Source organism: Terrisporobacter petrolearius (genome assembly GCF_020748185.1).
Taxonomy (GTDB): domain Bacteria; phylum Bacillota; class Clostridia; order Peptostreptococcales; family Peptostreptococcaceae; genus Terrisporobacter; species Terrisporobacter petrolearius.
On record NZ_JAHZMO010000012.1, the window covers coordinates 54,206 to 79,785 of the forward strand.

The window sequence follows — 25,580 nt, forward strand, 5'->3', positions numbered from 1 at the left end:
AACAATGAACCTAAAAAATAAAAATATTTTACTTGTTGGGTTAGCTAAAACAGGTGTTTCAACAATTAAATTATTAAACAAACTAGAAGCAAATATAATAGTTAATGATATAAAAGATGAAGAAAAATTAAAAGATATTTTACTAGAATTAAAAGATATAAAAAATGCTCAGTATATTCTTGGATATCATCCAGAAAACGTAGACCATATAGACTTAGCAGTTGTGTCTCCTGGAGTACCTTTAGACTTGCCTTTTATATTAAAACTAAAAGAAAATAATATAGAGATAATAGGAGAAGTAGAGCTTGCTTATAGACTCTCTAAAAATCCTGTATTTGTAGGTATAACTGGAACAAATGGAAAAACGACTACAACATCTTTAGTAGGGGAAATATTTAAATCAGACAATAAGGACACATATATAGTGGGAAACATTGGAAATCCTGTTGTAGACACAGTAGAAACTACAACTGAAGATTCATATTTAATAACAGAGCTAAGCTCATTCCAGTTGGAAAGTATTGTTGACTTTAAACCTAAAGTTGCATCAATATTGAATTTTTCTCCAGATCACTTAAATAGACATCATACTATGGAAAATTATATAGCTGCTAAAGCTAATATATTTAAAAACCAAGATAAAAGTGATTTCGCAATATTAAATTATGACGATAAAGAAGTTAGAAGTCTAGAGTCTAATTGTAATGGCCAAGTAATATTTTTCTCAAGAAAAGAAAAACTTGATAAAGGTGTATATTTAGACGAAAACAACAATATAGTTATTCATATAGATAAAAAAATTGTTTTATTAAATAAAAAAGAGCTTAGTTTACCAGGAGGACATAACCTAGAAAATTGCATGGCTGCTATTGCTATGTCTTACGTATGCAATGTGGATTTAGAAACTTTAAAGCATGTATTAAAAACATTTAAAGCTGTAGAACATAGATTAGAATATGTTAGAACATTAAATGATATTATATTTGTAAATGACTCTAAGGGAACTAATCCAGATTCAACTGTTAAGGCAATAACTTCTTATGAAAATCCAATCATACTAATAGCTGGTGGATACAATAAAGAAAGTGATTTTAGTGAGCTTTTAGAAGTAGGAAAAGAAAATATTAAAGCCCTAGTCTTAATGGGTGAAACTTCTAGTACAATTGAAAAATGTGCTAAAGAAAAAGATTATAAAACTATAATTAAAGTTAATAATATGAAAGAAGCTGTAGAAGCTTCTTATAACCTAGCTGAAAGTGGAGATGTTGTTCTTTTATCTCCTGCTTGTGCAAGTTGGGATATGTACAAAAGTTTTGAAGTGAGAGGACGCGACTTCAAAGATAATGTTAACAACTTAAAATAACTCCTTCAAAGCAATTTACTGCGAAATGGAGGGTAGTCTATCAGATGCCTAGTAAAATTTTAAAAAAGCAAATTGACAGGGGGATGAAGACTGATTTTGATTCAGTAGTATTTTATACTACCATGATTTTAGTATTTTTTGGGATCATCATGGTGTTTAGTGCAAGTTATATTCAATCTTCATTTAAACATAATGATCCCTATTTCTTTTTAAAAAGAGATTTAATTTATGCAACACTGGGATTTATAGGAATGATGGTTCTTTCCAATGTTGATTATAAACTTTGGAAAAAATATGCAACACCTATTTGTATAGTTGCCATTATATTTTTACTTTTAGTTTTAACACCTCTTGGTATTGAAGCTAATGGTGCTAAGAGATGGCTAGGTGTTGGAGGAGCAACTTTCCAGCCATCAGATATAGCTAAATTTGCTTGTGTTGTGTTTACAGCAAAACTAATAGAAAAACGATACGATAAAATAAAATCTTTGACAAAAGGTGTTTTACCGCTTTTGTTTATGCCTATGCTAATATTTGTATTAATAATGCTTGAACCTAACATGTCTACAGCTGGTACAGTAATACTTGTAACCTTTGTTATGCTGTTTGTAGCAGGAATGAATATGAAATTTGTTGGCGTTATGGGCTTATCAGGAGTGGCGCTATTTGGTCTTCTAGTAATGATAGAACCTTATAGATTAAAACGTATTACTTCCTTTTTAGATCCGTTTCAAGATCCACTAGGAGCTGGGTATCAGGTCATACAAAGCTTATATGCATTAGGATCAGGAGGATTATTTGGCCTAGGTCTAGGGAAAAGTAAACAAAAATATTTTTACATACCAGAACCACAAAATGATTTTATATTTGCCATAATAGGTGAAGAATTGGGCTTAATAGGATGTATCTTAGTAATTATGTTATTTATATTACTAGTTTATAGATGTGTTCGTATAGCTCTAAAATGTGAAGACATATTTGCTTGTATGTTAGTAATAGGTATAGGAGCTTTAATAGGTATTCAAGCAGCATTGAATATTGCTGTTGCCACATCTACTATGCCAAACACAGGGGTAGCCCTGCCATTTATAAGTTATGGAGGAACCTCGCTGACCATGCTTATGGGGGAAATAGGAATAGTGTTAAACATCTCAAAACATGTCAAGATTAAATAACAGGAGATGATACAATGAAGGTATTACTATCAGGCGGAGGAACGGGAGGACACGTTTATCCAGCAATAGCAATCGCTAACAAAATAAAAGAAGAAAATCCTGATTGTGAGATATTATTTGTAGGAACAGAAAAAGGTATAGAATCAGAAATAGTTCCAAAATACGGATATGAGTTAAAAACTGTAACAGTACAAGGATTTAGAAGAAAAATAGATTTTGAAAATGTAAAACGAGTATTTAAACTATGTAAGGGGTTAGAACAATCTAGAAGAATAGTTAAAAAATATAAACCAGATATAGTAATAGGAACTGGTGGATATGTTAGTGGACCAGTTTTATTTAACTCAGCTTTAAATAAAACTGTAACAATAGTTCATGAGCAAAACTCATTCCCTGGAGTAACAAATAAAATACTTTCTAAAGTAGTTACAAGAGTTCTTACAAGTTTTGAAGATTCTCATGAAAGATTTCCAGAAGAAAGTAGAAATAAGCTAGTTCTTACAGGAAATCCAGTAAGAAAAGAAATATTACAATCAAGAAAATCAACTTCAAGAAAAAAACTTGGAATAAGTGAAGATAAAAAAATGGTTCTTTGCTATGGTGGTAGTGGTGGATCAGAAGAAATTAATGATGCAATGAGACTTGTAATAAAAAATATGGTAAAAGAAGACATTGCATTTATATTTGCAACTGGAAAACTATATTATGATGAATTTATGGAGTCTTTAGGAGACGTTTCTTTAAAACCTTATCAAAGAGTAATGCCTTATTTGGATAATATGGCAGATGGACTATCTGCAAGTGATATTGTAATAGGAAGTGCTGGTGCAATATCTTTAGCAGAGATAACGGCCCTTGGAAAACCATCTATTATAATACCGAAGGCTTATACTGCTGAAAATCATCAAGAATATAATGCTAAGAGTATAGAATCTCAAGGTGCAGGAATTGCTATATTAGAAAAAGATTTAACTCCTGAAAAATTAAATGAAGTAGTATTTAAATTACTAGGAGATAGAGAATTACTTATAGATATGGCAAATGCAAGTAAATCTATTGGTAAACCTCAAGCAATAGATTTAATATATGATGAAATTATGAAAGCATATAATGAAAAGCAACAAAATAATATTTCAAAAAAAGAAAAGAAAGAATCAAAAGAAGTAGCTAAAGAAATAAAGGCTAGTGAGGAAGTAAAGGAAATAAAAACAATAGGAATAAAGAAAAAGTAACATATACCCCCTCTAACTCATAATATTTAATAATAAGGGATTTAATATTATGATTAGGGGGGTTCATTTTGTCTAAATATCTAATAACTGGTGGAAACAAAATACACGGAACCTTAAGTATAAAAGGGGCGAAAAACTCCATTTTACCATTAATGGCTGCATCCTTATTGAATGGAAATGTTAATATTATTCATAACGCTCCATTGATAGCTGACGTATATACAATGATAGATATATTGAAAAGCATAGGGTGTAAAATTGATTTTAATGACCATGTATTAGTAATAGATAGCTCTAATCTGACATCCAACGAAATAGATGAGGCATATGTCAAGAAAATGAGATCATCTATTATTGTACTTGGAGCTATGATTAGTAGATTAGAACATGTTAAAATATATGAGCCAGGGGGTTGCGCAATAGGGAAAAGACCCATAGACTTACATCTAAACTCTTTGAGAAAATTAGGAGTGAAAATAGAAGAAGGCTCTATTATAAACTGTGAAAGAAAAGAAATTATAGGACACGATATAATACTTGAAAGTCCTAGCGTTGGTGCTACTGAGAATATTATTTTGGCAGCGGTTAAAGCAAAAGGAACAACTAGAATATATAATGCAGCAAAGGAACCGGAGATAGAAGACCTTCAAGATTACGTGAATAAAATGGGAGGCAAGGTTAGTGGAGCAGGAAGTGATTTCATAGAAATACAAGGCGTGGATAAATTAGGTAAAGTTGAACATTCTGTTATTCCTGATAGGATTGCCATAGGGACTTATATGGTAGCGAGTGCAATTACGGGAGGTTGTTTAGAAGTAGACAAAATAGTAAGAAGACATATGGAACCTATAAATAATACGCTAATAAAGGCAGGATGTAATATTGAATATACTAAGGAAGGCCTCATTTTAACTTCACCAAAGAAAATTAAAGCTATAAACTTTTTAAAAACAGATATCCATCCTAATTTCCCAACGGATATGCAAGCACAAATGATGGCTCTTATGACATTGAGTGATAAAAATAATATTTTTTATGAGACGATTTTTGAAAATCGTTTTATGCATTGCAGTGAACTTAATAAAATGGGGGCAAACACTGAGATAATAAGTACTCATTTATGCAAAGTAAATGGAGTCAATAAATTATATGGTGCTAAAACTAAATCGCCGGATTTAAGAGGTGGAGCAGCTTTAATTTTAGCAGCACTTGCTGCTGAGGGAGAAAGCGAAATTAGTAATATATATCATGTGGAAAGAGGATATGAAAATATAGAAGGCATATTAAACAACTTAGGAGGAGAAATTAGGAAAATATAAAGGGTCTTTTGGACCTTTTATATTTTTTTGTAATAATTTGCTAATTAAAATGAAAAACTTTTGTAGGAGTTTTAAGAGCAAAAGAAGTATTTTATATATAATAAAAAATTAAGGAGGGATGTGTTTGAGAAAAAGAAGAAAGATAAATACTAATAAACTTATGGGAATTTTATTTTTTTCTTTGCTATTAACATTAGGAACATGTTTCTTCTTAAAGAGTGACTTCTTTTTTTTAAAACAAGTGGTGATAAATAACAATAAGTATTTATCAAAAGAGGATGTTAATAACCTATTAAATTTAGAGGAAAATAAGAATATTTTTTTCTATGATTTAAAAAATTTAGAGAATCGAGTTAAAAAAAGTACCTATGTTAAAGATTGTGAGATTAAAAGAAAGATACCGAACAAGCTTATAGTGAATGTAAAAGAAAAGAATATTATTGGGCCCTTGTATAACGGCAAGTCTTATTGTTATATAGATGATCAGGGAAAACTTGTAGATGAATTAAAAGAAATAAAAAATGATGACTTAATTTTTACTATTTCTTATACATTAAATAACAAAATGTTGAAATTTGACAATGAAAATGATAAGAATAAACTTATAAGACTGTATAAAAATCTAGATGAAGAAAACATATTATTACAAATTAAAACCGTTAATTTTACAAAAGGAAAAGAAATTATTATGAAGGGTAAAACAGGGCTCACTATATGCCTTAATAAGGATAATAATATAGAAAAAAACATAGTAAAGCTTAGTAAAGTAATGATAGATTTGCAAAATAGAAAAGAACTTTATGGCAAGGTGGATTTTACTTATGACAATTATTTACTGTATAGTCCCTATTCAAATTAATAAAATTATTAAAAAAATAGAAAAAAAGCATTAATATTATGAAAAATCACTTGAATATTAATGCAGTTTCACAGTAAAATTTAAAGTAGATAAATGTTGCAAACTAACGACAAAAAATGTTTTCACAGTCATAATAGATAAATATTTGAAATTTTTCATAAAATTAGGAAATATCTATTTTCAAATCATTGCTATTAAGAGTATAATAATATAGAGAATAAGACGCTTTTATATTATATTATTTTAAAGAATATTTATACATATTATTTGACAATATACAGAAATACAGAACATATTGTTAAAAATCTATTATACACGTTTAATAAAAAGAGTAAAAATTGGTATTTTTATGGAATAAGATAGTAATTTAACAAAAAATACAAGTAAAATGGTATAATCATAATACATGACTGTTTAATTCAGAAGATAGGGAGGTTAAAAAATAATGAATAATAATAGAATTGATATAGAAACTGACAACAATGATGCTGTTATAAAAGTTATTGGTGTTGGTGGCGGTGGAAACAACGCTGTTAACCGAATGATAAGAGAAGAAGTAAAAGGAGTAGAATTTATTTCTATAAATACAGATAAGCAAGCACTATTATCGTCTATGGCAGAAAACCAAATTCAAATCGGAGAAAAATTGACTAGAGGATTAGGTGCGGGGGCTAAGCCAGAAGTAGGAAAAAAAGCTGCTGAAGAAAGCAGAGAACAAATAGTAGGATTACTTGACGGAACAGATATGGTATTTGTTACTGCAGGTATGGGTGGAGGAACTGGAACAGGTGCCGCGCCAATAGTTGCAAAATTAGCTAAGGAAATGGGGATACTTACTGTAGGTGTTGTAACGAAGCCTTTTGGATTTGAAGGTAAAATAAGAATGAAAAATGCTGAAGAAGGTATAAAAGATTTAAAAGCTAATGTTGACACATTAATAACTATACCTAATGATAGACTTTTACAAATAGTACAAAAGAATACATCAATGGTAGATGCGTTTTCTATAGCAGATAACGTATTAAAGCAAGGTATACAATCTATATCTGACTTAATAAAAATGCCAGGACTTATAAACTTAGACTTTGCCGATGTCACTTCTATAATGAAGGACAAAGGATTAGCTCACATGGGTATAGGAACTGCTAGTGGGGAAAATAGAGCTATAGACGCAGCAAAAGAAGCTATTCAATCTCCATTACTAGAAACTTCTATAAAAGGCGCTAAAGGGGTATTACTTAATGTTGCTGGTGGTGCAAACTTAACATTATTTGAAGCTAATGCAGCATCGAGTTTAGTTACTGAATCATGTGATGCAGAAGCAAATATAATATTTGGTACATCTATAAGAGAAGATTTAGGAGAAGATATTACTATAACTGTAATAGCTACAGGATTTGAAACTAATCCATCTCAAGGGTTTGAGGATTCATTTAAAAATAGAGGTACTAATAGACCTTCAGAAATAGCAACTAAGAAAGTTGCAGTAGAGGAAGTTGCAGCAACAAAAGAAGAAAAAGTAGAGGAAAAAGTGGAAGCTAAAAAGCCAACTCATGATATGGATGATGATTTACCACCAATTCCAGTTTTCTTAAGAAGAAATAGAAAATAATTTATATACATAATCAAATAAGGAGCCTAGGCTTCTTATTTTTGTTATAATATTTATTCATGTTGCATATTATTAACTATAAAGAAAGTTATTAATTATAACAAATTATGAACAATATATGTTTTTTTATACTAATTAAAAAGAAGTAAAATATTATTTTAAAAAGGAAAAAGAAGAATTTTTCCTTTTTTTGTGTTTTTTTATATTAAAGTAATTGAGTTTCGACTGTTAAAAGTGACATATTATTTTTTTATACTAGCTTATAATATAAACATAAAAAGGGGGAGTAATTAATGTATTTAGATATTTACATTATTGAAAACCTATTAATAAATTATATTATTATAAGTTGTACTTCTATACTTACAAAAAATACAAATTCCTATAAAAGAAAAATAATAGGAGCAATAGTTGGAGCTATTTATTCTGTAATTTATTTACTTCCAAGGTTTTATTTATTATATATATTACCCTCAAAAGCAGTATTTATTGTAATTATAGGATTAATTTCATTTGTTTATACAGATAAAAATGAATTTTTAAGAGTATTTACTATATTTTTTTTAGTGAATTTTTTTATCTGTGGAAGTACATATTTTATAATTTATTTTACAGGTATAGAACATATAAAAATTTCATTTGTAATAGCCTCAGTATATATTAGTTGTCTTATATTAAAAAAAATATATTCGGATATTACGTTAATAAATCATATTAAAGAATTTACTAAAGAAGTAACAATTTCGCTTCTTGGAGAAGAACTTAAGTGTATTGCCCTACTAGATAGTGGAAATTTGCTAAAAGATCCTTTAAGTAAAAGTGATGTAATTATGGTGAATTCTTCTTTGTTAGAAAAGTATTTGCCTGAAGATTATAATTATGAATATGTTGATGTGTTTTTGGCAGAAGAGATCATCAATAATTTAAGTGAAGATATATCATCTAGGATAAGGCTAATTCCTTATAACCACGCTACTAGCAATAAGACTAGCATGATACTAGGATTTAAAGCTGACTATTTACGAATTGATAATAAAAAGATAGGGAATATTGTACTTGGTATATCTAATTTTAAAGACGACAATTATAATGCCATACTAAATCCAAGTATACTTTCTTAGATCTAAAAATGGGGAGGGTTATAATTGAAATTAACATTAATGAAAATGAAGTGGAAAATAAACTCTTGGGTAGTAAAGATAGGATCTAAATTAGGTATAATTAAACCTAATGGCATGTATTACATGGGCGGTGTAAATATATTGCCTCCACCTTTAAAACCAGATGAAGAAAGATTACTAATAGACAGACTTGAAAATGATGATAATGTAAAAACTATCTTAATAGAAAGAAATCTTCGATTAGTAGTTTATATCTCTAGAAAATTTGAAAATACTGGTATAGATGTTGAGGATTTAATATCAATAGGAACTATTGGGCTTATAAAAGCTGTTAATACATTTAAATCTAATAAAAATATTAAATTAGCAACTTATGCATCTAGATGTATAGAAAATGAAATATTAATGTATCTTAGAAAAAATAATAAGAAAAAGGCTGAAGTTTCATTTGATGAACCTTTAAATACTGACTTAGATGGTAATGAATTATTGCTATCAGATGTACTTGGAACAGAAAATGATGAAATATATAAAATTATTGAAGAGGAAATAGATAAGAACTTATTATTTATGGCTTTGGATAAATTATCAGATAGAGAAAAGCAAATTATGGAATTAAGATTTGGTCTAAGTACAAGAGGAAATGAAAAAACTCAAAAAGAAGTAGCTAATATCCTTGGTATATCTCAATCCTATATTTCTAGACTTGAAAAGAAAATTATCAGTAGGTTAAAAAAGGAAATGAAAAAATTTGTATAAATTAAATAAAATCTCGATAAAAGTATAAAAATATATGATATGTAAATAATTTCATATAAAGAATCTTTTAAGAGAGGACTGAAACTTATGCAAATAAATAAGGTTGAAATCTGTGGTGTGAATACATCTGAATTGCCAGTTCTTAAAAATGCTCAAATGATGGACCTTCTAGTTAAAATTAAGGCAGGCGATGAAGAAGCTAGACAACAGTTTGTTAGGGGTAATTTAAGGCTAGTTCTAAGTATCATTCAAAAGTTTAACAATAGAGGAGAAAATATTGACGACTTATTTCAAATTGGTTGTATCGGTCTCATAAAAGCTATAGATAATTTTGATTTAAGTCAAAATGTTAGGTTTTCAACTTATGCGGTTCCAATGATAATAGGTGAAATAAGAAGATATTTAAGAGATAACAATCCTATAAGAGTTAGTAGGTCATTAAAGGATATTGCTTATAAAGCCCTTCAAGTTAGAGAAAAATTGATTAGAAGTAACTCAAAGGAACCAACAGTTTCAGAGATAGCAAAGGAGCTAGAGTTAGATGTTGAATCTGTTGTTATGGCATTAGATGCTATACAAGATCCAATATCTTTATTTGACCCTGTATACCAAGACAATGGTGATGCCATATTCGTAATGGATCAAGTTCAGGATAAAAAAGATACTGATGAGCACTGGCTTCAAGAAATAGCACTGAAAGAAGCAATAAAAAAACTTAATAACAGAGAAAAACTTGTATTGGATTTGAGATTTTATAAAGGCCGTACTCAAATTGAAGTGGCAGATGAAATAGGAATATCTCAGGCACAAGTTTCAAGAATTGAAAAAAATGCACTGAAAAATATGAGAAAGTACATTTAATTATAATTAATAAGAACAAAAAATCCTTAGTAGAAGAATACTAAGGATTTTTTTGCATAAAAATTATTTAAGAGAGAAATATATTTTTTTTGTATTTTTAAGGAGGATGTTATAATATGTTAAGAGTATCTGATATAATGGATAAAGAAATTATCAATGTAAAAAATGGAAAGAAGATGGGATTTATTACAGACATAGATGTAGATGTTAATGAAGGAAAAGTTGTATCTTTTTCAACTACAGGAGAAGGTAGTGGAGGATTTTTTTCTAGAGGAATGGATGTAGATGTAATATTTTGGAATGATATATTAAAAATAGGATGTGACACAATAATAGTAAATATAGGATCAGAAAGAAAATTAGACATTGATGAAATAAAAATTTAAACTAACTTGATTAAGGAGGAAGATTATGCAATGTCCTTATTGTAACTATAAGGAGTCTAAAGTTGTAGACTCAAGACATACAGATAGTAATTCTATTAGAAGAAGAAGAGAGTGTGAATCTTGTAAAAAAAGATACACAACTTACGAGACTATTGAAACAACACCTGTTATGGTGGTAAAAAAAGATAATACAAGAGAATATTTTGATAGAGAAAAAATAAAAAATGGTCTGATAAAATCCTGTGAAAAAAGACCAGTTTCAATTGATCAAATTGAAGGTGTAGTATCTTACATAGAAAATGAAATAAATAAAAATTATATGACTGAAATAGAAACAAAAATAATTGGAGAAATGATTATGGACAAACTAAAAGACATAGATGAAGTATCTTACGTTAGATTTGCGTCTGTGTATAGACAATTTAAAGATATAAACACTTTTGTTAATGAATTAAAAACCATATTAATGGAGAAGGATAAATAATATGAAAAACTATATAACTGTAGATAGAATAGAAAAAGAACTGGATTTTGTTAACTTAGTTATAACAACTACTAATATAGACGCAAAAAACGAAGCTGATTTGTTTAAGACATTTTCACAAGACGAGTTTAAGTTAATAAATTTAACGAGAAATTCTCAGATTCATTCTAGCATAGTTAATAAAATTGATGAAAATAATATAGGACAGAAAATAGATGGAGATGCTTTAATTACCAATGTTCCTAAAGTTCCATTATTAATATTAACAGCGGATTGTGTGCCCGTTGTGATTGTTGATCCAGTTAACAAAGCTATAGGGTTAGCCCATGCAGGATGGAGAGGTACTTATGATAATATAAGTGAAAATACCATAAAAGCAATGAGTAAGAATTATAATTCTAATCCAAAAGACTTAATATGTGTAATAGGGCCATCAATAGGGCCATGCTGTTATGAAGTTTCAAAAGATTTAGTTGAAAAATTTAACACAAATTTAGCAAATTATGCGGGAAAATTCGATATAATAAAAGATGATAAATATTATTTGGATTTATGGAAAATTAATGAACTTATGTTAAGAGATTGTAAGGTTCAAGAAGAAAATATAATAAATCTTCAAATATGTACTAATTGTAATCATGACAAATTCTATTCTTACAGAAAACATAATAAAACACCAAAGAGAATAGGAACAATGATTCAAATTAGATAGGGAGGAATAATAATGAGTACTAAGATTCTTGTAATTGATGATGAAGAGCATATAGTAGAGCTATTACAATTTAATTTGGAGACCTCAGATTATACTGTAGATTATTCTTATGATGGGTTTGATGGTTTTTTAAAAGCAAAAGAAAATAAACCAGACTTAATACTACTAGATTGGATGTTACCAAATATAAATGGTATAGACGTATTGAAGAAAATAAGAGGGGATAAGGATCTTAAGAATATACCTGTTATTATGCTTACAGCCAAAAACATGGAAAGTGATAAAGTTGAGGGCTTAGTAGGTGGTGCAGATGATTATATTACAAAACCTTTTAGCATTAAAGAATTACTTGCTAGAATAAGTTCTGTTTTAAGAAGATATAATATGCATTCGCCAAGAGAAGAAGAGATATTAACAGTAAAAGATATAAAGCTAGATTTAATTAAACATGAAGCAACTAAAAATGGAGAAAAACTTGATTTAACTCTTAAGGAATTTGATTTATTAAAAATTTTACTTCAAAACAAAGGAAAAGTTTTATCTAGAAACTTTTTATTAGATAAAATTTGGGGTTATGAGTTTTACGGTGAAACTAGAACAGTAGATGTTCATATTAGATATTTAAGAAAAAAAATAGAGAGCTCAGATTGTAATGAAAAATATATTGAAACTATTAGAGGAATAGGATATAAAATAGAGTAAGAAATGGAGAAAATATATGGAACCTATTAGCGGTATTTACTTTTTTATTATGTTACTAGCTTGTAGTGTGGCAATACTTTTATATAGATACACAATAACTATAAGAAGATTTTTAAAAAGTTTCATCAAATTATCTAAGAAAGTAAGTAATAAAGAATTTCATTCAAGATTACAAACTTCGGCTAGAGGAGAATTAGGAGAGCTTACTAGAAACTTTAATTTTATGATGGAGACAATGGAAAATACAATTGAAGAAGTTGAATATAAACATCTTCAACTTACATCAGTGCTAAAAAGTATTTCTCATGGAATCATAGTTATAGATATTGACGGGAATATTATTTTAATTAATGATGAAGCTCGTAGGATGATAAAAAGTAAATGTAATGGAAAAGAAGACGGGAAAAATTTAAAACAAGTTATTAATATAGATGATATTTTAAGAGGTGTAGAACGATATATCGGAAGTAAAGAAAATCATAGCAATAATGTAACTTTGGATGATGAAACGGTTTATAGAATAAAAATTGATCCTGTATATCTGCAAAACTCTAAAAATGCTATTATAGGTTCTATAATTAATATAGAAGACATAACAGAAATTGTAAAATTAGAAAACATGCGTAGAGATTTTGTGGCCAATGTTAGCCATGAACTAAAAACCCCCCTAACATCAATAAATGGATTTGTAGAGACTTTAATAATGAATGAAGACTTGCCGGTAAATAAAAGAAATAGATTTTTAACAATAATCCAAAAAGAATCAGATCGATTGAAAAGGTTAATCGAGGACATCCTTTTATTGTCATCTATAGAAAGTAAAAATAATTTAGTAATGGAAAATATAATTCTTTATGATGTATTTAAAGAAGTATATGAGATGATAAATTATATAGCTAATTCAAAAAAAATTGATTTACAATATAATTTTGAGGATAAAGAAGTCGTAGCTCAGGCCTATGGCGATTACCTTAAACAGTTACTTCTTAACTTAATAGACAATGCTATAAAATATACTCCAGAAGGAGGTAGGGTAACTGTAAACCAATTTACAAAAAATGATGAAATAGTAATAGAAGTTATAGATAACGGTGTAGGTATTCCAAAAGAAGACCAAAGTAAAATATTCCAAAGATTTTATAGGGTAGACAAGGCTAGAAGCAGATCAGTAGGAGGTACTGGTTTAGGTCTTGCTATAACAAAACATATTGTTCACTCACTAAAGGGGAGCATTGGCTTAGAAAGCGAGCTTGGAGAGGGTAGCAAATTTATAGTAAAATTACCGAAAAAAATTTCCTAGATTAGTAGGGAATTTTTTTTATTTTTTGCACAAACTAAATTTATAGATTTTTAGTAAATAACTTTAAATCTACTCTAAAAGTATTAAATTATTAGGAGGATTTAGTTTTATGAATGATAGTCAAATAAATGATGCTCTATTTAGACATGCTTTTATTACAGCCATGGTAATAGGTACTTTATGTAGATTTTTTGTATTAAGAGTTAAAGATAAACAATATCCATCAAGACCACAGGATTATATAGAACAAATAATAGTGGCTGCTTTAGCCGCATCTCTTGGTTCTGTAGCTTTACCGGCATTAATTGATAAAGAGTATTCAGCACTAACTTTTTTAGCAGTAGGGATACAACAATTTCAAGGTTTATCACAACAAGAACAAATCACTTTAGAAAATATTGATAATGATGATTTGATAGATAAAGGACAACCATATATTGACGAAATCTCATCTACTTATGAAGTAAGAAGTTATGTAAGTTTATTCTCAGCTTTGATAGCATCTCTAATATACATATTTACTTCTAGAATATATAACGATAGTGTATTAGTTTGTACAGTTACTTCAACTGTAGGAGCAGTAGCGTTGGCGCTTATATTTAGAATATTATTAAGAAGAAAAAGTGTTAATGATTTAGCAGATATATATTTAGGGAAAATAACATTTGATGGTCCTCTTTTGAAGGTTAATGATGTAATAATGGGTAATATAGGTCTAAAAGACAGTAGGAAAAAATACTTGGAAAAAGGTATTGCTATAGAAATAGTACCTAAAGATATGGGAAGCTTTGGAACAATAAATGATATAGGTCAACAAAAGGCTATAATGCATAATATTTATATTCAACTTGGTATGGACAAAGATGTAGATGACAGAGATTTACTAGCAATTGGAGAGACAGACTTAAAAAAGAAATCTGTAGTGATGGTTATGATACCGTTACTAAAAGATGAAATAACACTTATGAAAGCAGCAGGAAGTACACCTATTATAGGTACATCAAAAGGCAAACAAAGTGCTTATAAGAAAAAAACGTTACTTTTTAAATAGAAGTAATAAAAAGAGGTGAGTAAATGAACAACATATTTTTTATAGGATTAACAATAGGTATTATTTCAAGATTAATCATGTTGAATCTTGATAACAAACAATATCCAGCCCAACCAAATGTACTAACATCACAAATAGTACTAGCTTTTGTGGCATCATCATTAGGATCATTATTAATTCCAGCATTAATAAATAGGTCTTATACATCAATTACATTTTTATCCTTAGCAGCTGAACAATTTAGACAAGTAAGAAGTAGTAGAAGAAATACTTTGCAAGATTTGGAACCTACTCAGCTAGTTCCTAGAGGGAATTCCTTTATTGAGGAAATAGCAAGAACTTATGAAATTAGAAATTACATGTGTATTGTAACATCATTTATAACTGTAGCATGTTTTTATGGTCTAAGTAATGAAACTAATATTAGTGATAATTCAGCCACAATAATAAGTACAGTAATTGGTTTATCAATAGCTTTTCTACTTAGAAAAGCATTATCAAGACAATGTATTGATGATATAGCTGAAGTATCTATTGTAGATATTAGTTTTGTAGATGGCACTTTGTTAAAAGTTGGAAACCTAAAGGGAATAACAAATGTTGGTTTAAAAAGGGATAGAGATAGGTATTTAAAAGATGGTATAGGAATTGAAATAAAGCCTAAAAATAGTAGTTATACTAATGCAGGGATTTTAAGTTATCCAGGGCAAAGACAGGCAATATGTTACAATCTATATTCTAGGCTGGGAGTACTTAAAGAAAGTGATGAACCTGCTTTCACCCCAATACCTAGAAAAGATCCAGTTAGTCAAGCTCTATATATAGCATTTATACCCATGGAAAAAGACGAAAGAAAAGTAATAGAGGCAGTTAAATCTTGCCCTATACTAGATAGTGCGAGAGGTAAACACTTAGCATTAAGAAATCTAAGAATTGAAGGAAAGGAAAGTAAATAAATGGGAAATGATATAGGTATTAATTCATATACAATGGCAGTAATAACTACAGATAAAAATATGAGCATATCAGGAGGGTGTCCTTTGTTTTATGCAAATGACGATGATGATATGCAAAAGAAAGCCTTACTAGTAGCCAAATGTGTGGATGGTATGGTTCATGAAATAACTAAGGAAATTCTTATAGTAGTAAGACATTAAGGTACCTTAGGGGTACCTTTTGTTAATTTATAGTGGTGAAAGATAGATACAAGTTGACTAATTTTTTTAAATCATGTATGATTAAATGATGTATTTACATCTAAAATTAGAGAATACATTTATGTGGAAAAGTGGTGATATGCAAAATGGAAGTAAACGTAAAAAATATTAATAATATAATAAGTAAAGTTTATAAAAATAGTATAGCTGATGAAATGGGAATCGAAGTTGGCGACATACTTTTATCTGTAAACAAAGAGAGAGTTGAAGATATAATTCAATATAGATTTTTAATAAGTGAAGAATATATTGAGCTAGAAATTCAAAAACAAAAAAATGGGAAGATATATTTATATGAAATTGAAAAAGATTATGATGAAGAATTGGGCATAGAATTTACCAACCCTATAATAGATAAGGCCAAAAGTTGTAGAAATAAATGTGTATTTTGCTTTATAGATCAGTTACCAAAAGGTATGAGGGATACACTTTATTTCAAAGATGATGACTCAAGACTATCTTTCTTACAAGGAAACTTCGTTACTTTAACTAATATGAGTGAGGATGATATTAATAATATAATAAGATATAGAATTAGTCCAATAAATATTTCGGTACATACTACAAATCCTGAATTAAGAAGAAGAATGATAAACAATAAATTTGCAGGCAACCTAATAGATATAATGAGGAGACTTGCACAAGCAGGAATTGAAATGAACGCCCAAATAGTACTTTGCCCAGGATATAATGATAAAGAAGAATTAGAAAGAACATTAGAAGATTTATCAAGTTTACATCCATATGTAAAAAGTGCGGCTATAGTTCCAGTTGGAATTACTAGATATAGAGATAATCTTGCTAGACTTGATATATTTGATGAAAAAAGCGCGGGATGTACAATTGACCAAATTAGCAAGTTACAAGAAAAATATTTGGATAAATTAAATACCAGATTTGCATTTTTATCAGATGAGTTTTATATTCTTGCAAAAAGGCCATTATTAAAATATGATGAGTATGAGGGATTTGACCAATTTGAAGATGGTGTTGGAATGATAACAAAAATGGGAACAGAAATTGTACAGTATTTAGATACAATATCTGGTTCAAGATTAGATAAATCAAAAAAAGTATCCATTGCTACAGGGAAATCTGCCTATGAATTTATGTGCCATATGGCTAATAAAATAATGAAAAAATTTAATAATATAGAAATTAACGTATATAGAATAAAAAATAATTTCTTTGGAGAGACAATAACAGTTAGCGGACTTTTAACAGCTACTGATTTAATCAATCAATTGAAAAGTGAAGACCTAGGTGAAACATTGTATATTACTAGGTCTATGATGAAAGCTGATGAAGAAATTTTCTTAGATAATATAACTTTAAAAGAATTAGAGGAAAAATTGAATTTAGAAGTAGTACCATGCGAAAATAAAGGTACTGATGTAGTAGACAAGATAACTAAATAGGAAGGAGAATAAATATGGATAATAGACCCATAGTTGCAGTAGTAGGTAGACCCAATGTTGGAAAATCTACATTGTTTAATAAATTAGCAGGAAAGAGAATATCAATAGTAGAAGATACACCAGGTGTTACAAGAGATAGAATATTTACAGAGGTAGAGTGGTTGAATAAGTACTTTACTTTAATAGATACAGGAGGAATAGAGCCTGAAAATGATGATATAATATTAACTCAAATGAGAAACCAAGCTATGCTTGCTATGGACATGGCTCATGTAATAGTATTTGTTGTTGATGGAAAAGGTGGAATAACTTCTGCAGATAGAGAAGTAGGTTTAATGTTAAGAAAAACAAATAAACCAGTTATCTTAGCTGTAAATAAAATAGATAATATAAACTTAGAAGATAATATATATGACTTCTATGAGTTAGGACTTGGGCAGCCACATCCAATATCAAGTGCAAATGCCATGGGACTTGGAGATTTATTAGATGAAATAGTGGAAAACTTCCCAGAAGGATTAAACACTGAGTACAACGAAGATATAATAAGAGTTGCTATAACAGGTAAACCGAATGCAGGTAAATCATCTATCCTTAACAAAATATTAGGAGAAGATAGAGTTATAGTAAGTCCAATTGCAGGAACGACAAGAGATGCAGTTGATACATACTTTGAAAAAGGTGATCAACAGTATTTATTAATAGATACAGCTGGTATAAGAAGAAAAAGTAAAGTATATGAAAGAGTTGAAAAATTCTCAGTACTTAGAGCTATGTCTGCAGTATCTAGAGCTGATGTAGTATTAATAGTTATAGATGCTACAGAAGGTGTTACAGAACAGGATACAAAAGTTGCAGGTATTGCTCATGATGAAGGAAAAGCTTGCATATTTGTAGTAAACAAATGGGATTTGATAGAAAAAGACAATAAGACACTTGGAAACTATACAAACGATATAAGAGATATGTTCCCATTTATGAAGTATGCTCCAATAATATTTGTATCAGCAGTAACTAACCAAAGAATGAGTAAAATATTAGACACAGTTGATAAAGTTGCTGAAGAACACTCTAAGCGTGTAAGTACTTCTCAATTGAATGATGTAATTGGTGAAGCTGTAATGCTTAATCAGCCACCATCAGATAAAGGTAAGAGACTTAAAATATACTATGGTGCTCAAACGGGTACAAAGCCACCAAAGATTACTTTATATATAAATAGTAAAGATTTAACTCATTTCTCATACCAAAGATACTTAGAAAACAAAATAAGAGAAAACTTTGGATTTGAAGGAACATCAATGCAATTTGAATACAAAGAAAAGGATAGAAAAAGATAGAAACTTTAGGGGGTTAATATGTTAATTTATTTAATTATAATTATAATTGCCTACCTTCTTGGGAATATATCAACTTCTTATATAGTAGCAAAGAGACTTGCTGGAGTTGATATAAGAACTCAGGGTTCTGGTAATGCAGGCTCTACAAATGTACTTAGAACATTGGGTAAAAAAGCAGGAGCGTTAACTTTTATAGGAGATGTTTTGAAAGGATTAATTGCAGTATTACTAGCAAGGTTAATTGCTCATGGCGTTCATATGGACCAAAGTATTTGTGCCTATTTTGCTGTAGTTGCTGTTGTTCTTGGGCATAATTACCCTGTTTTTCTTGGATTTAAAGGAGGTAAAGGAGTAGCCACTTCTTTAGGTTCTATGTTAGGAATGAATCCGCTAGTTGCGATAATATGTTTAGGATTTTTTATAATAGTAGTAGCTATAACTAAGTATGTTTCTTTAGGTTCTATACTAGGTATAGGCTTATCTCCTATAATCATGCTTATAAACCATAATACTAAAGGTGTTTTAGTTGCATTATTTTTAACTATATCAGTAGCGATAACCCATAAAGAAAATATTAAACGATTGATAAATGGTACAGAACGAAAAATAGGAGAAAAGAAAAAATAAATTACTATATTAGGTGGTGTTTATTATGGAGAAGATGTGTGTTATAGGTGCTGGGAGCTGGGGTAGTGCATTAGCTCTTAGCTTACATAAAAATAATCATAAAGTTTTCATGTGGACAAGAGATGAAGAGCAAGTTAAAGAAATGAATGATACGAGAAAAAACAGTAGGTTTTTACCAGGTATTGTTTTTCCTAAGGACTTAATAGTTTCCAATGATTTAGAGGAAGTTATAAAAGATAGTGAAATTGTTGTACTTGCAGTACCATCTCAAGCTGTAAGAAGTGTATGTAATCAAATTAGACCTTTCCTTAGGGATGGACAGATTTTAGTTGATGTGGCCAAAGGTTTAGAAAAAGGAACTGGACTTAGACTTTCTGATGTGGTAAAAGAAGAGTTGCCTAATAATCCTTATGTAGCACTATCGGGACCTTCCCATGCAGAGGAAGTTTCCAAATACATGCCAACAACTTTAGTAGCAGCTTGTGAAGAAATAGAATGTGCTCAAAGAGTACAAGATGCTTTTATGAGCCCATCTCTTAGAGTTTATACCAATCCTGATATAATAGGGGTAGAGCTTGGTGGAGCATTAAAAAATATTATAGCTTTTGGTGCAGGAATGTGTGATGGTTTAGGTTATGGTGATAATACAAAGGCAGCTTTAATGACAAGAGGAATTGCAGAAATCGGGAGACTTGGAGTTGCTATGGGAGCCAACGTAAATACTTTTACAGGACTTGCAGGTATTGGTGATTTAATTGTTACTTGTACAAGTATGCATAGTAGAAATAGAAGAGCTGGTATACTTATGGGTCAAGGTAAATCATTACAAGAAACATTAGACGAAGTTCAAATGGTAGTTGAAGGAATAACTGCTACAGAAGTAGCATATAAAGTTTCTAGAGATCTAAATATTGATATGCCAATAACTGAAGCTATATATTCAGTTTTGTATGAAGGAGCTAATCCTAATGAAGCTGTGTTAGAGTTAATGACTAGATCAAAAAAACATGAAATGGAAGAAGTCGTTAATAACGGATTATTTAAATAACAAATATTTATTGAATAAGGTATAAATATATATGTAATAAAAAATTCCCTCTTGAAATATAATTAACTAAGAAATTATATGCAGGAGGGAATTATTATGAACAATATATATGAAGACATTGCTAAAAGAACTCAAGGCGACATATATATAGGTGTTGTTGGACCTGTTAGAACAGGTAAATCAACGTTTATTAGAAGATTTATGGAAACCCTTGTGTTACCTAACATAGAAAATGACTTCAAAAGAGAAAGAACTAAAGATGAGATACCTCAAAGTGGTTCAGGTAAAACAATAATGACAGTTGAACCTAAATTTGTTCCAGCTGATGGAGTTGAAATAAAAATTAAAGACACTGTATCTTTAAAAGTAAGAATGGTAGACTGCGTAGGATACATAGTTGATGGAGCTTTAGGTCATGAAGAAGACGGAAAGCAAAGACTAGTATCTACACCATGGTCAAAAGAAGCTATAACTTTTGAAAAAGCTGCAGAAATAGGAACAAAAAAGGTTATCAAAGATCACTCTACAATTGGAATTGTAATAATAACAGATGGTTCTGTTACAGGAATTGATAGAAGTAACTATATAATTCCTGAAGAAAGAGTTATAAAAGAATTAAAGGTATTAAAGAAACCATTTGCTATAGTATTAAATACTAAATATCCAGGTAGTGAAGAAACAGGATTTTTAAGACGTGATTTGGAAGAAAAATATGCAGTTCCTGTAGTACCAATGGATGTGGATCAAATGGATGAGAAAGATATAGAGGAAGTTATGGAAACTGTTTTATATGATTTCCCATTAGCTGAAATAAGAATTAACTTACCTGATTGGGTAGAAGGATTACCTAATAATCACTGGATAAAGACTAATATAATTAATACTTTAAAGCAATCAATAGAATCTATTGATAAAATAAGAGATATTGACTCTGTAGTGCATGGATTTAATGAATTACCTTTCTTAGAAGATTGTGAAGTTGATGACGTAAGCCTTGGAGAAGGTGTAATAAATATTGATATATGCACAAAACAAGAATTATTCTACGAAATATTAGAAGAACAAAGTGGATTTAAAATTGAAGGAAATTGTCAATTACTTAATTTAATTACAAAATTATCTAAGGTTAAAGTTGAGTATGACAAAATAGAAAGTGCTTTATGTGATGCAAAAACTTTAGGATATGGTGTTGTTGCACCATCTCTTGATGAACTTAGTTTAGAAGAACCAGAAATTACAAAACAAGGAAAGCAATACGGAATTAAATTAAAAGCTAATGCACCATCCCTTCATATAATAAAAGCAGATATTTCAACAGAAGTCTCTCCTATAGTTGGAAATCAAAATCAAGGAGAAGAAATGATTAAATATCTACTTGAAGAATTTGAACAAAACCCAGCTGAAATTTGGGAATCAAATATGTTTGGTAAATCATTAAACGATCTAGTAAAAGAACAATTACAAAGTAAATTATATACTATGCCAGAAGAGATAAGATGTAAGATACAAAAAACATTACAAAAAATTATTAACGAAGGTAGTAGTAATATAATAACTATTTTGCTATAAAAAAAATTAATACTAAAATTAAATATTTATATAATAAAAAAGAGCTAAATTTGAAATGTGATAAATTTAGCTCTTTTTTATTATTTATTCCTATTTAGAATGTGCAGTTAAATCAGAATAATCAAACTGTAAAAAAAATTCAGAAAATTGAAAATAAAAAGAGGAAATTTGGAGCAAACATAGAATTAATCTAAATACGAGTATAAAGGTATGTGTTTTTGCATTCTTTTTAGTTATAAAACGGTATGGCAAAAATATAATTAAATAAATATATCTTTTACTCGCAGGTATATTAATTTTTTAGGTATAAATTTTATTATTAGGAGGGGTTTTATGAAGGACATAGTTACGGCGGTTAATAATGTAGTATGGAGTAATTGGCTAGTATATTTATGCTTAGGTGCAGGTATTTATTTTTCTCTTAGAACAAGATTCTCTCAAATTAGAAATATCAAAGAAATGGTACATTTATTATTCTCAGGTGAAAAATCTGAACAAGGTATTTCATCTTTCCAAGGTTTCTGTACTGCACTAGCAGGACGTATAGGAACAGGAAATATAGCAGGTGTTGCTACTGCTATTGCTTGGGGTGGTCCAGGGGCATTATTTTGGATGTGGGTAATAGCATTCTTAGGGGCAGGCTCAGCATTTGCAGAATCTACATTAGGTCAGCTATATAAAGAAGATCATGAAGGTCAATACTGCGGTGGTCCAGCTTACTATATAGAAAAAGGTTTTGGTCAAAAAGGATGGTCAAAAGTTTATGGTATGGTATTTGCAATAGTTACAGTTATAGCAATAGGTATGTTACTTCCAGGAGTACAATCTAACTCAATAGCTGCTGCTGTAGAAAATGCTTTTGGTGTTAATGTTACAATAACAGGTATTGCACTAGTTATATTAGTTGGAGTAGTTATATTTGGTGGAATCAAGAGAATAGGTTCTGCTGCAGAATTTATAGTTCCATTTATGGGTGGAGCATATATATTAATGTCTGTAATAATAATAATAGTAAATATTGGGTACTTACCACATGTAATAGGTTTAATATTTAAATCAGCATTTGGTGCAGAAGCTACGTTTGGTGGTATACTTGGGTCTACTATAGCTTGGGGTGTTAAGCGTGGAGTTTACTCAAATGAAGCTGGTCAAGGTACAGGACCACAAGCATCTTCAGCAGCTGAAGTATCTCACCCTGCGAAACAAGGTTTTGTTCAAGCTTTTTCTGTTTATGTAGATACATTATTTGTTTGTTCAGCTACTGGATTTATGATATTAATGACTGATAACTATACTACTTTCAATGCTGATGGAAGTATTTTATTCAATGCAGGAACAGAATATACTGTTAAACAAATAGGGCCTGCTTATACTCAAGGTGCAGTTAATACTTTAATACCTGGATTTGGTGCAGCATTCGTCGCTATAGCATTATTCTTCTTTGCGTTTACTACTCTGATGGCTTATTACTATATAGCAGAAGTTAATGTTAACTATATAGTTAAAAGACTGACTGGGAAAGGAAGTGTAATGGCTACACATGCTTTAAAATTAGTATTACTTGGTATGACATATTATGGAGCTATAAAAACATCAGATCTTGCATGGGCAATGGGTGATATAGGTGTTGGACTTATGGCATGGCTAAACATAGTAGCTATTTTACTATTATCTAATATAGTTATGAAGTGTTTTAAAGACTATGAAAGTCAAAAGAAATCTGGTAAAACTAGTGAAGATATTACCTTTGACCCAGTACCGCTAGGAATTAAAAATGCTGATTTCTGGGAAAATAAAAACAAGCAAAAAGTTGACTAATAGAAATTGAATTTTATTAATTATAGATGTAAATAAATAATAAAAAAAGATGGTTCTTTGTTTATAAAGAGCCATTTTTTTATATTAATACAAATTTTTTTTATTTTTTAGAATAATATGTGAAATAATTAATATTATTGGTTATAATCTTATATATAATAAAGTAAAAATATGAAATTCATTATATAGAAGTTAAATTATTTGACAATATAATTTATAATGCTTAAAATATAGTTAAAATGGATTTATTATACTTTATGTTTTATATTTCTCAGGGAATATACATAATTCAATTTGTACATAAAATGTAGGAGGAAAGAAAATGTTAGATATCAAAAGGATAAGAGAAAATCTAGAAGATATTAAAAAAGCAATGGACAGAAGAGGAGAAAAAGAATTTGACCTTGATGCTGTTGTTGAACTAGATGATCAAAGAAGAGAATTATTAAAAGAAGTTGAGACGTTAAAAAGCGAAATGAACGTTGAACAAAAGAAAATACCTCAACTAATGAAAGAAGGAAAAAAAGAAGAAGCTGAAGCGGAAAAAGTTAAGCTTAAAGAATTATCTGAAAACATAAAGGTTTTAGATGAAAAAGTTAAAAAAGTTCAAGATGAATTACAATATAGATTACTTAGAATACCAAATGTTCCAAATGAAAACGTTCCTCAAGGGGACACTGATGATGATAACGTAGAAGTTAGAAAATGGGGAGAACCAAAACAATTTGACTTTGATTTTAAAGCTCATTGGGATGTAGGAACTGACTTAGAAATATTAAACTTCGAAACTGCAGGAAAAATAACAGGTTCAAGGTTTACTTTATATAAAGGTTTAGGAGCTAGACTTGAAAGATCATTAGTAAACTTCTTCCTAAATACTCATACAGAGAAAAATGGATATACAGAAGTTTTACCACCATTTATGGCCAATAGAACAAGTTTTATAGGAACAGGACAACTTCCAAAATTTGAAGAAGATATGTTCAAAATAGAAGGACTAGATTATTTTCTAATACCAACAGCAGAAGTGCCTGTAACAAACATACATAGAGATGAAATAGTAAGTGCAGATGAATTGCCAGTGAAATATTGTGCATATACTCCTTGCTTTAGATCAGAAGCTGGATCAGCAGGTAGGGATACTAGAGGGCTAGTTAGACAACATCAATTCAATAAAGTTGAATTAGTTAAATTCACAAAACCAGAAGAATCTTATGAAGAACTAGAAAAATTAACAAATGATGCTGAAATGATGTTACAAATGTTAGGATTGCCATATAGAGTTGTGAGAATATGTACAGGAGATTTAGGATTTACAGCTGCATTTAAATATGATTTAGAAGTATGGATGCCTTCTTACAACAGATATGTAGAAATATCTTCTTGTTCAAACTTCGAAGATTTCCAAGCTAGAAGAGCAGGAATAAGATTTAAAAGAGATAAAAACTCTAAAGCTGAATACTGTCATACATTAAATGGTTCAGGTCTTGCTGTAGGTAGAACTGTTGCAGCTATACTTGAAAACTATCAGCAAGCTGATGGTTCAGTAGTAGTACCAGAAGTATTAAGACCATATATGGGCGTAGATGTTATAAAATAATTTTATT

General features: G+C 29.5%; 24 protein-coding genes. All 24 read left to right on the forward strand.

All coding sequences use genetic code 11. The features are described from left to right. The first annotated feature begins 4 nt into the window (after positions 1-4). The 24 genes from murD (at position 5) to serS (ending at position 25,573) form a co-directional block, all read left to right on the forward strand. Positions 5-1,363, forward strand: coding sequence for a UDP-N-acetylmuramoyl-L-alanine--D-glutamate ligase (murD, locus tag K0040_RS09320; protein WP_074915175.1), 1,359 nt, complete (start codon positions 5-7; stop codon positions 1,361-1,363). A 44-nt stretch (positions 1,364-1,407) separates the two neighbouring features. After that, the gene (gene spoVE / locus K0040_RS09325; protein ID WP_083399237.1) at positions 1,408-2,538 is read left to right on the forward strand and encodes a stage V sporulation protein E; all 1,131 of its coding nucleotides are present in this window, start codon (positions 1,408-1,410) and stop codon (positions 2,536-2,538) included. A 14-nt stretch (positions 2,539-2,552) separates the two neighbouring features. Then, a complete protein-coding gene (gene murG / locus K0040_RS09330) occupies positions 2,553-3,770 on the forward strand; it encodes an undecaprenyldiphospho-muramoylpentapeptide beta-N-acetylglucosaminyltransferase (protein ID WP_074915177.1) in 1,218 nt (405 codons plus the stop codon). 68 nt (positions 3,771-3,838) lie between these two features. Then, positions 3,839-5,089, forward strand: a complete 1,251-nt coding sequence (gene murA / locus K0040_RS09335; RefSeq protein ID WP_228108626.1) for a UDP-N-acetylglucosamine 1-carboxyvinyltransferase — start codon at positions 3,839-3,841, stop codon at positions 5,087-5,089. A 124-nt stretch (positions 5,090-5,213) separates the two neighbouring features. Then, positions 5,214-5,948, forward strand: a complete 735-nt coding sequence (locus K0040_RS09340) for a cell division protein FtsQ/DivIB (RefSeq protein ID WP_228108627.1) — start codon at positions 5,214-5,216, stop codon at positions 5,946-5,948. Between the two features lie 445 nt (positions 5,949-6,393). Continuing rightward, complete coding sequence (gene ftsZ / locus K0040_RS09345; protein ID WP_228108628.1) at positions 6,394-7,560, forward strand: cell division protein FtsZ; 1,167 nt, start codon at positions 6,394-6,396, stop codon at positions 7,558-7,560. Positions 7,561-7,853: 293 nt separating this feature from the next. Further along, a complete protein-coding gene (locus tag K0040_RS09350) occupies positions 7,854-8,681 on the forward strand; it encodes a sigma-E processing peptidase SpoIIGA (RefSeq protein ID WP_228108629.1) in 828 nt (275 codons plus the stop codon). A 39-nt stretch (positions 8,682-8,720) separates the two neighbouring features. Beyond that, entirely contained in the window at positions 8,721-9,440 is a 720-nt protein-coding gene (gene sigE, locus K0040_RS09355) for an RNA polymerase sporulation sigma factor SigE (protein ID WP_074918976.1), read from the forward strand. Positions 9,441-9,527: 87 nt separating this feature from the next. Beyond that, complete coding sequence (sigG, locus tag K0040_RS09360) at positions 9,528-10,301, forward strand: RNA polymerase sporulation sigma factor SigG (RefSeq protein WP_074915187.1); 774 nt, start codon at positions 9,528-9,530, stop codon at positions 10,299-10,301. A 116-nt stretch (positions 10,302-10,417) separates the two neighbouring features. Further along, positions 10,418-10,687, forward strand: coding sequence for a YlmC/YmxH family sporulation protein (locus K0040_RS09365; protein ID WP_228108630.1), 270 nt, complete (start codon positions 10,418-10,420; stop codon positions 10,685-10,687). A 25-nt stretch (positions 10,688-10,712) separates the two neighbouring features. Further along, positions 10,713-11,171: a transcriptional regulator NrdR gene (gene nrdR, locus K0040_RS09370; RefSeq protein WP_018589846.1), complete on the forward strand. Its 459-nt coding sequence runs from the start codon at positions 10,713-10,715 to the stop codon at positions 11,169-11,171. A gap of 1 nt (position 11,172) precedes the next feature. Then, on the forward strand, positions 11,173-11,883 hold the full coding sequence (gene pgeF / locus K0040_RS09375) for a peptidoglycan editing factor PgeF (RefSeq protein ID WP_228108631.1): 711 nt from the start codon (positions 11,173-11,175) through the stop codon (positions 11,881-11,883). Between the two features lie 12 nt (positions 11,884-11,895). Continuing rightward, positions 11,896-12,585 carry a response regulator gene (locus K0040_RS09380; protein WP_228108632.1) on the forward strand — a complete coding sequence of 230 codons (690 nt, stop codon included), beginning with the start codon at positions 11,896-11,898 and terminating at the stop codon, positions 12,583-12,585. Positions 12,586-12,601: 16 nt separating this feature from the next. Next, the gene (locus K0040_RS09385; protein WP_228108633.1) at positions 12,602-13,885 is read left to right on the forward strand and encodes a HAMP domain-containing sensor histidine kinase; all 1,284 of its coding nucleotides are present in this window, start codon (positions 12,602-12,604) and stop codon (positions 13,883-13,885) included. Between the two features lie 109 nt (positions 13,886-13,994). Further along, a complete protein-coding gene (locus K0040_RS09390; protein ID WP_228108634.1) occupies positions 13,995-14,936 on the forward strand; it encodes a YIEGIA domain-containing protein in 942 nt (313 codons plus the stop codon). A 23-nt stretch (positions 14,937-14,959) separates the two neighbouring features. Further along, a complete protein-coding gene (locus tag K0040_RS09395) occupies positions 14,960-15,892 on the forward strand; it encodes a YIEGIA domain-containing protein (RefSeq protein WP_228108635.1) in 933 nt (310 codons plus the stop codon). Beyond that, positions 15,893-16,093: a capping complex subunit for YIEGIA gene (locus tag K0040_RS09400; protein WP_228108636.1), complete on the forward strand. Its 201-nt coding sequence runs from the start codon at positions 15,893-15,895 to the stop codon at positions 16,091-16,093. 146 nt (positions 16,094-16,239) lie between these two features. After that, complete coding sequence (locus tag K0040_RS09405) at positions 16,240-17,571, forward strand: DUF512 domain-containing protein (RefSeq protein ID WP_228108637.1); 1,332 nt, start codon at positions 16,240-16,242, stop codon at positions 17,569-17,571. Between the two features lie 14 nt (positions 17,572-17,585). Beyond that, complete coding sequence (gene der, locus K0040_RS09410; protein ID WP_228108638.1) at positions 17,586-18,911, forward strand: ribosome biogenesis GTPase Der; 1,326 nt, start codon at positions 17,586-17,588, stop codon at positions 18,909-18,911. A gap of 18 nt (positions 18,912-18,929) precedes the next feature. Beyond that, positions 18,930-19,538, forward strand: a complete 609-nt coding sequence (gene plsY / locus K0040_RS09415) for a glycerol-3-phosphate 1-O-acyltransferase PlsY (RefSeq protein ID WP_228108639.1) — start codon at positions 18,930-18,932, stop codon at positions 19,536-19,538. 25 nt (positions 19,539-19,563) lie between these two features. Further along, positions 19,564-20,586 carry an NAD(P)H-dependent glycerol-3-phosphate dehydrogenase gene (locus K0040_RS09420; RefSeq protein WP_228108640.1) on the forward strand — a complete coding sequence of 341 codons (1,023 nt, stop codon included), beginning with the start codon at positions 19,564-19,566 and terminating at the stop codon, positions 20,584-20,586. 93 nt (positions 20,587-20,679) lie between these two features. Continuing rightward, positions 20,680-22,155 carry a stage IV sporulation protein A gene (gene spoIVA, locus K0040_RS09425; protein WP_228108659.1) on the forward strand — a complete coding sequence of 492 codons (1,476 nt, stop codon included), beginning with the start codon at positions 20,680-20,682 and terminating at the stop codon, positions 22,153-22,155. 333 nt (positions 22,156-22,488) lie between these two features. Continuing rightward, positions 22,489-23,973 carry an alanine/glycine:cation symporter family protein gene (locus K0040_RS09430; RefSeq protein ID WP_228108641.1) on the forward strand — a complete coding sequence of 495 codons (1,485 nt, stop codon included), beginning with the start codon at positions 22,489-22,491 and terminating at the stop codon, positions 23,971-23,973. 322 nt (positions 23,974-24,295) lie between these two features. Continuing rightward, positions 24,296-25,573 carry a serine--tRNA ligase gene (gene serS, locus K0040_RS09435; protein WP_148556238.1) on the forward strand — a complete coding sequence of 426 codons (1,278 nt, stop codon included), beginning with the start codon at positions 24,296-24,298 and terminating at the stop codon, positions 25,571-25,573. Positions 25,574-25,580: the final 7 nt, after the last annotated feature.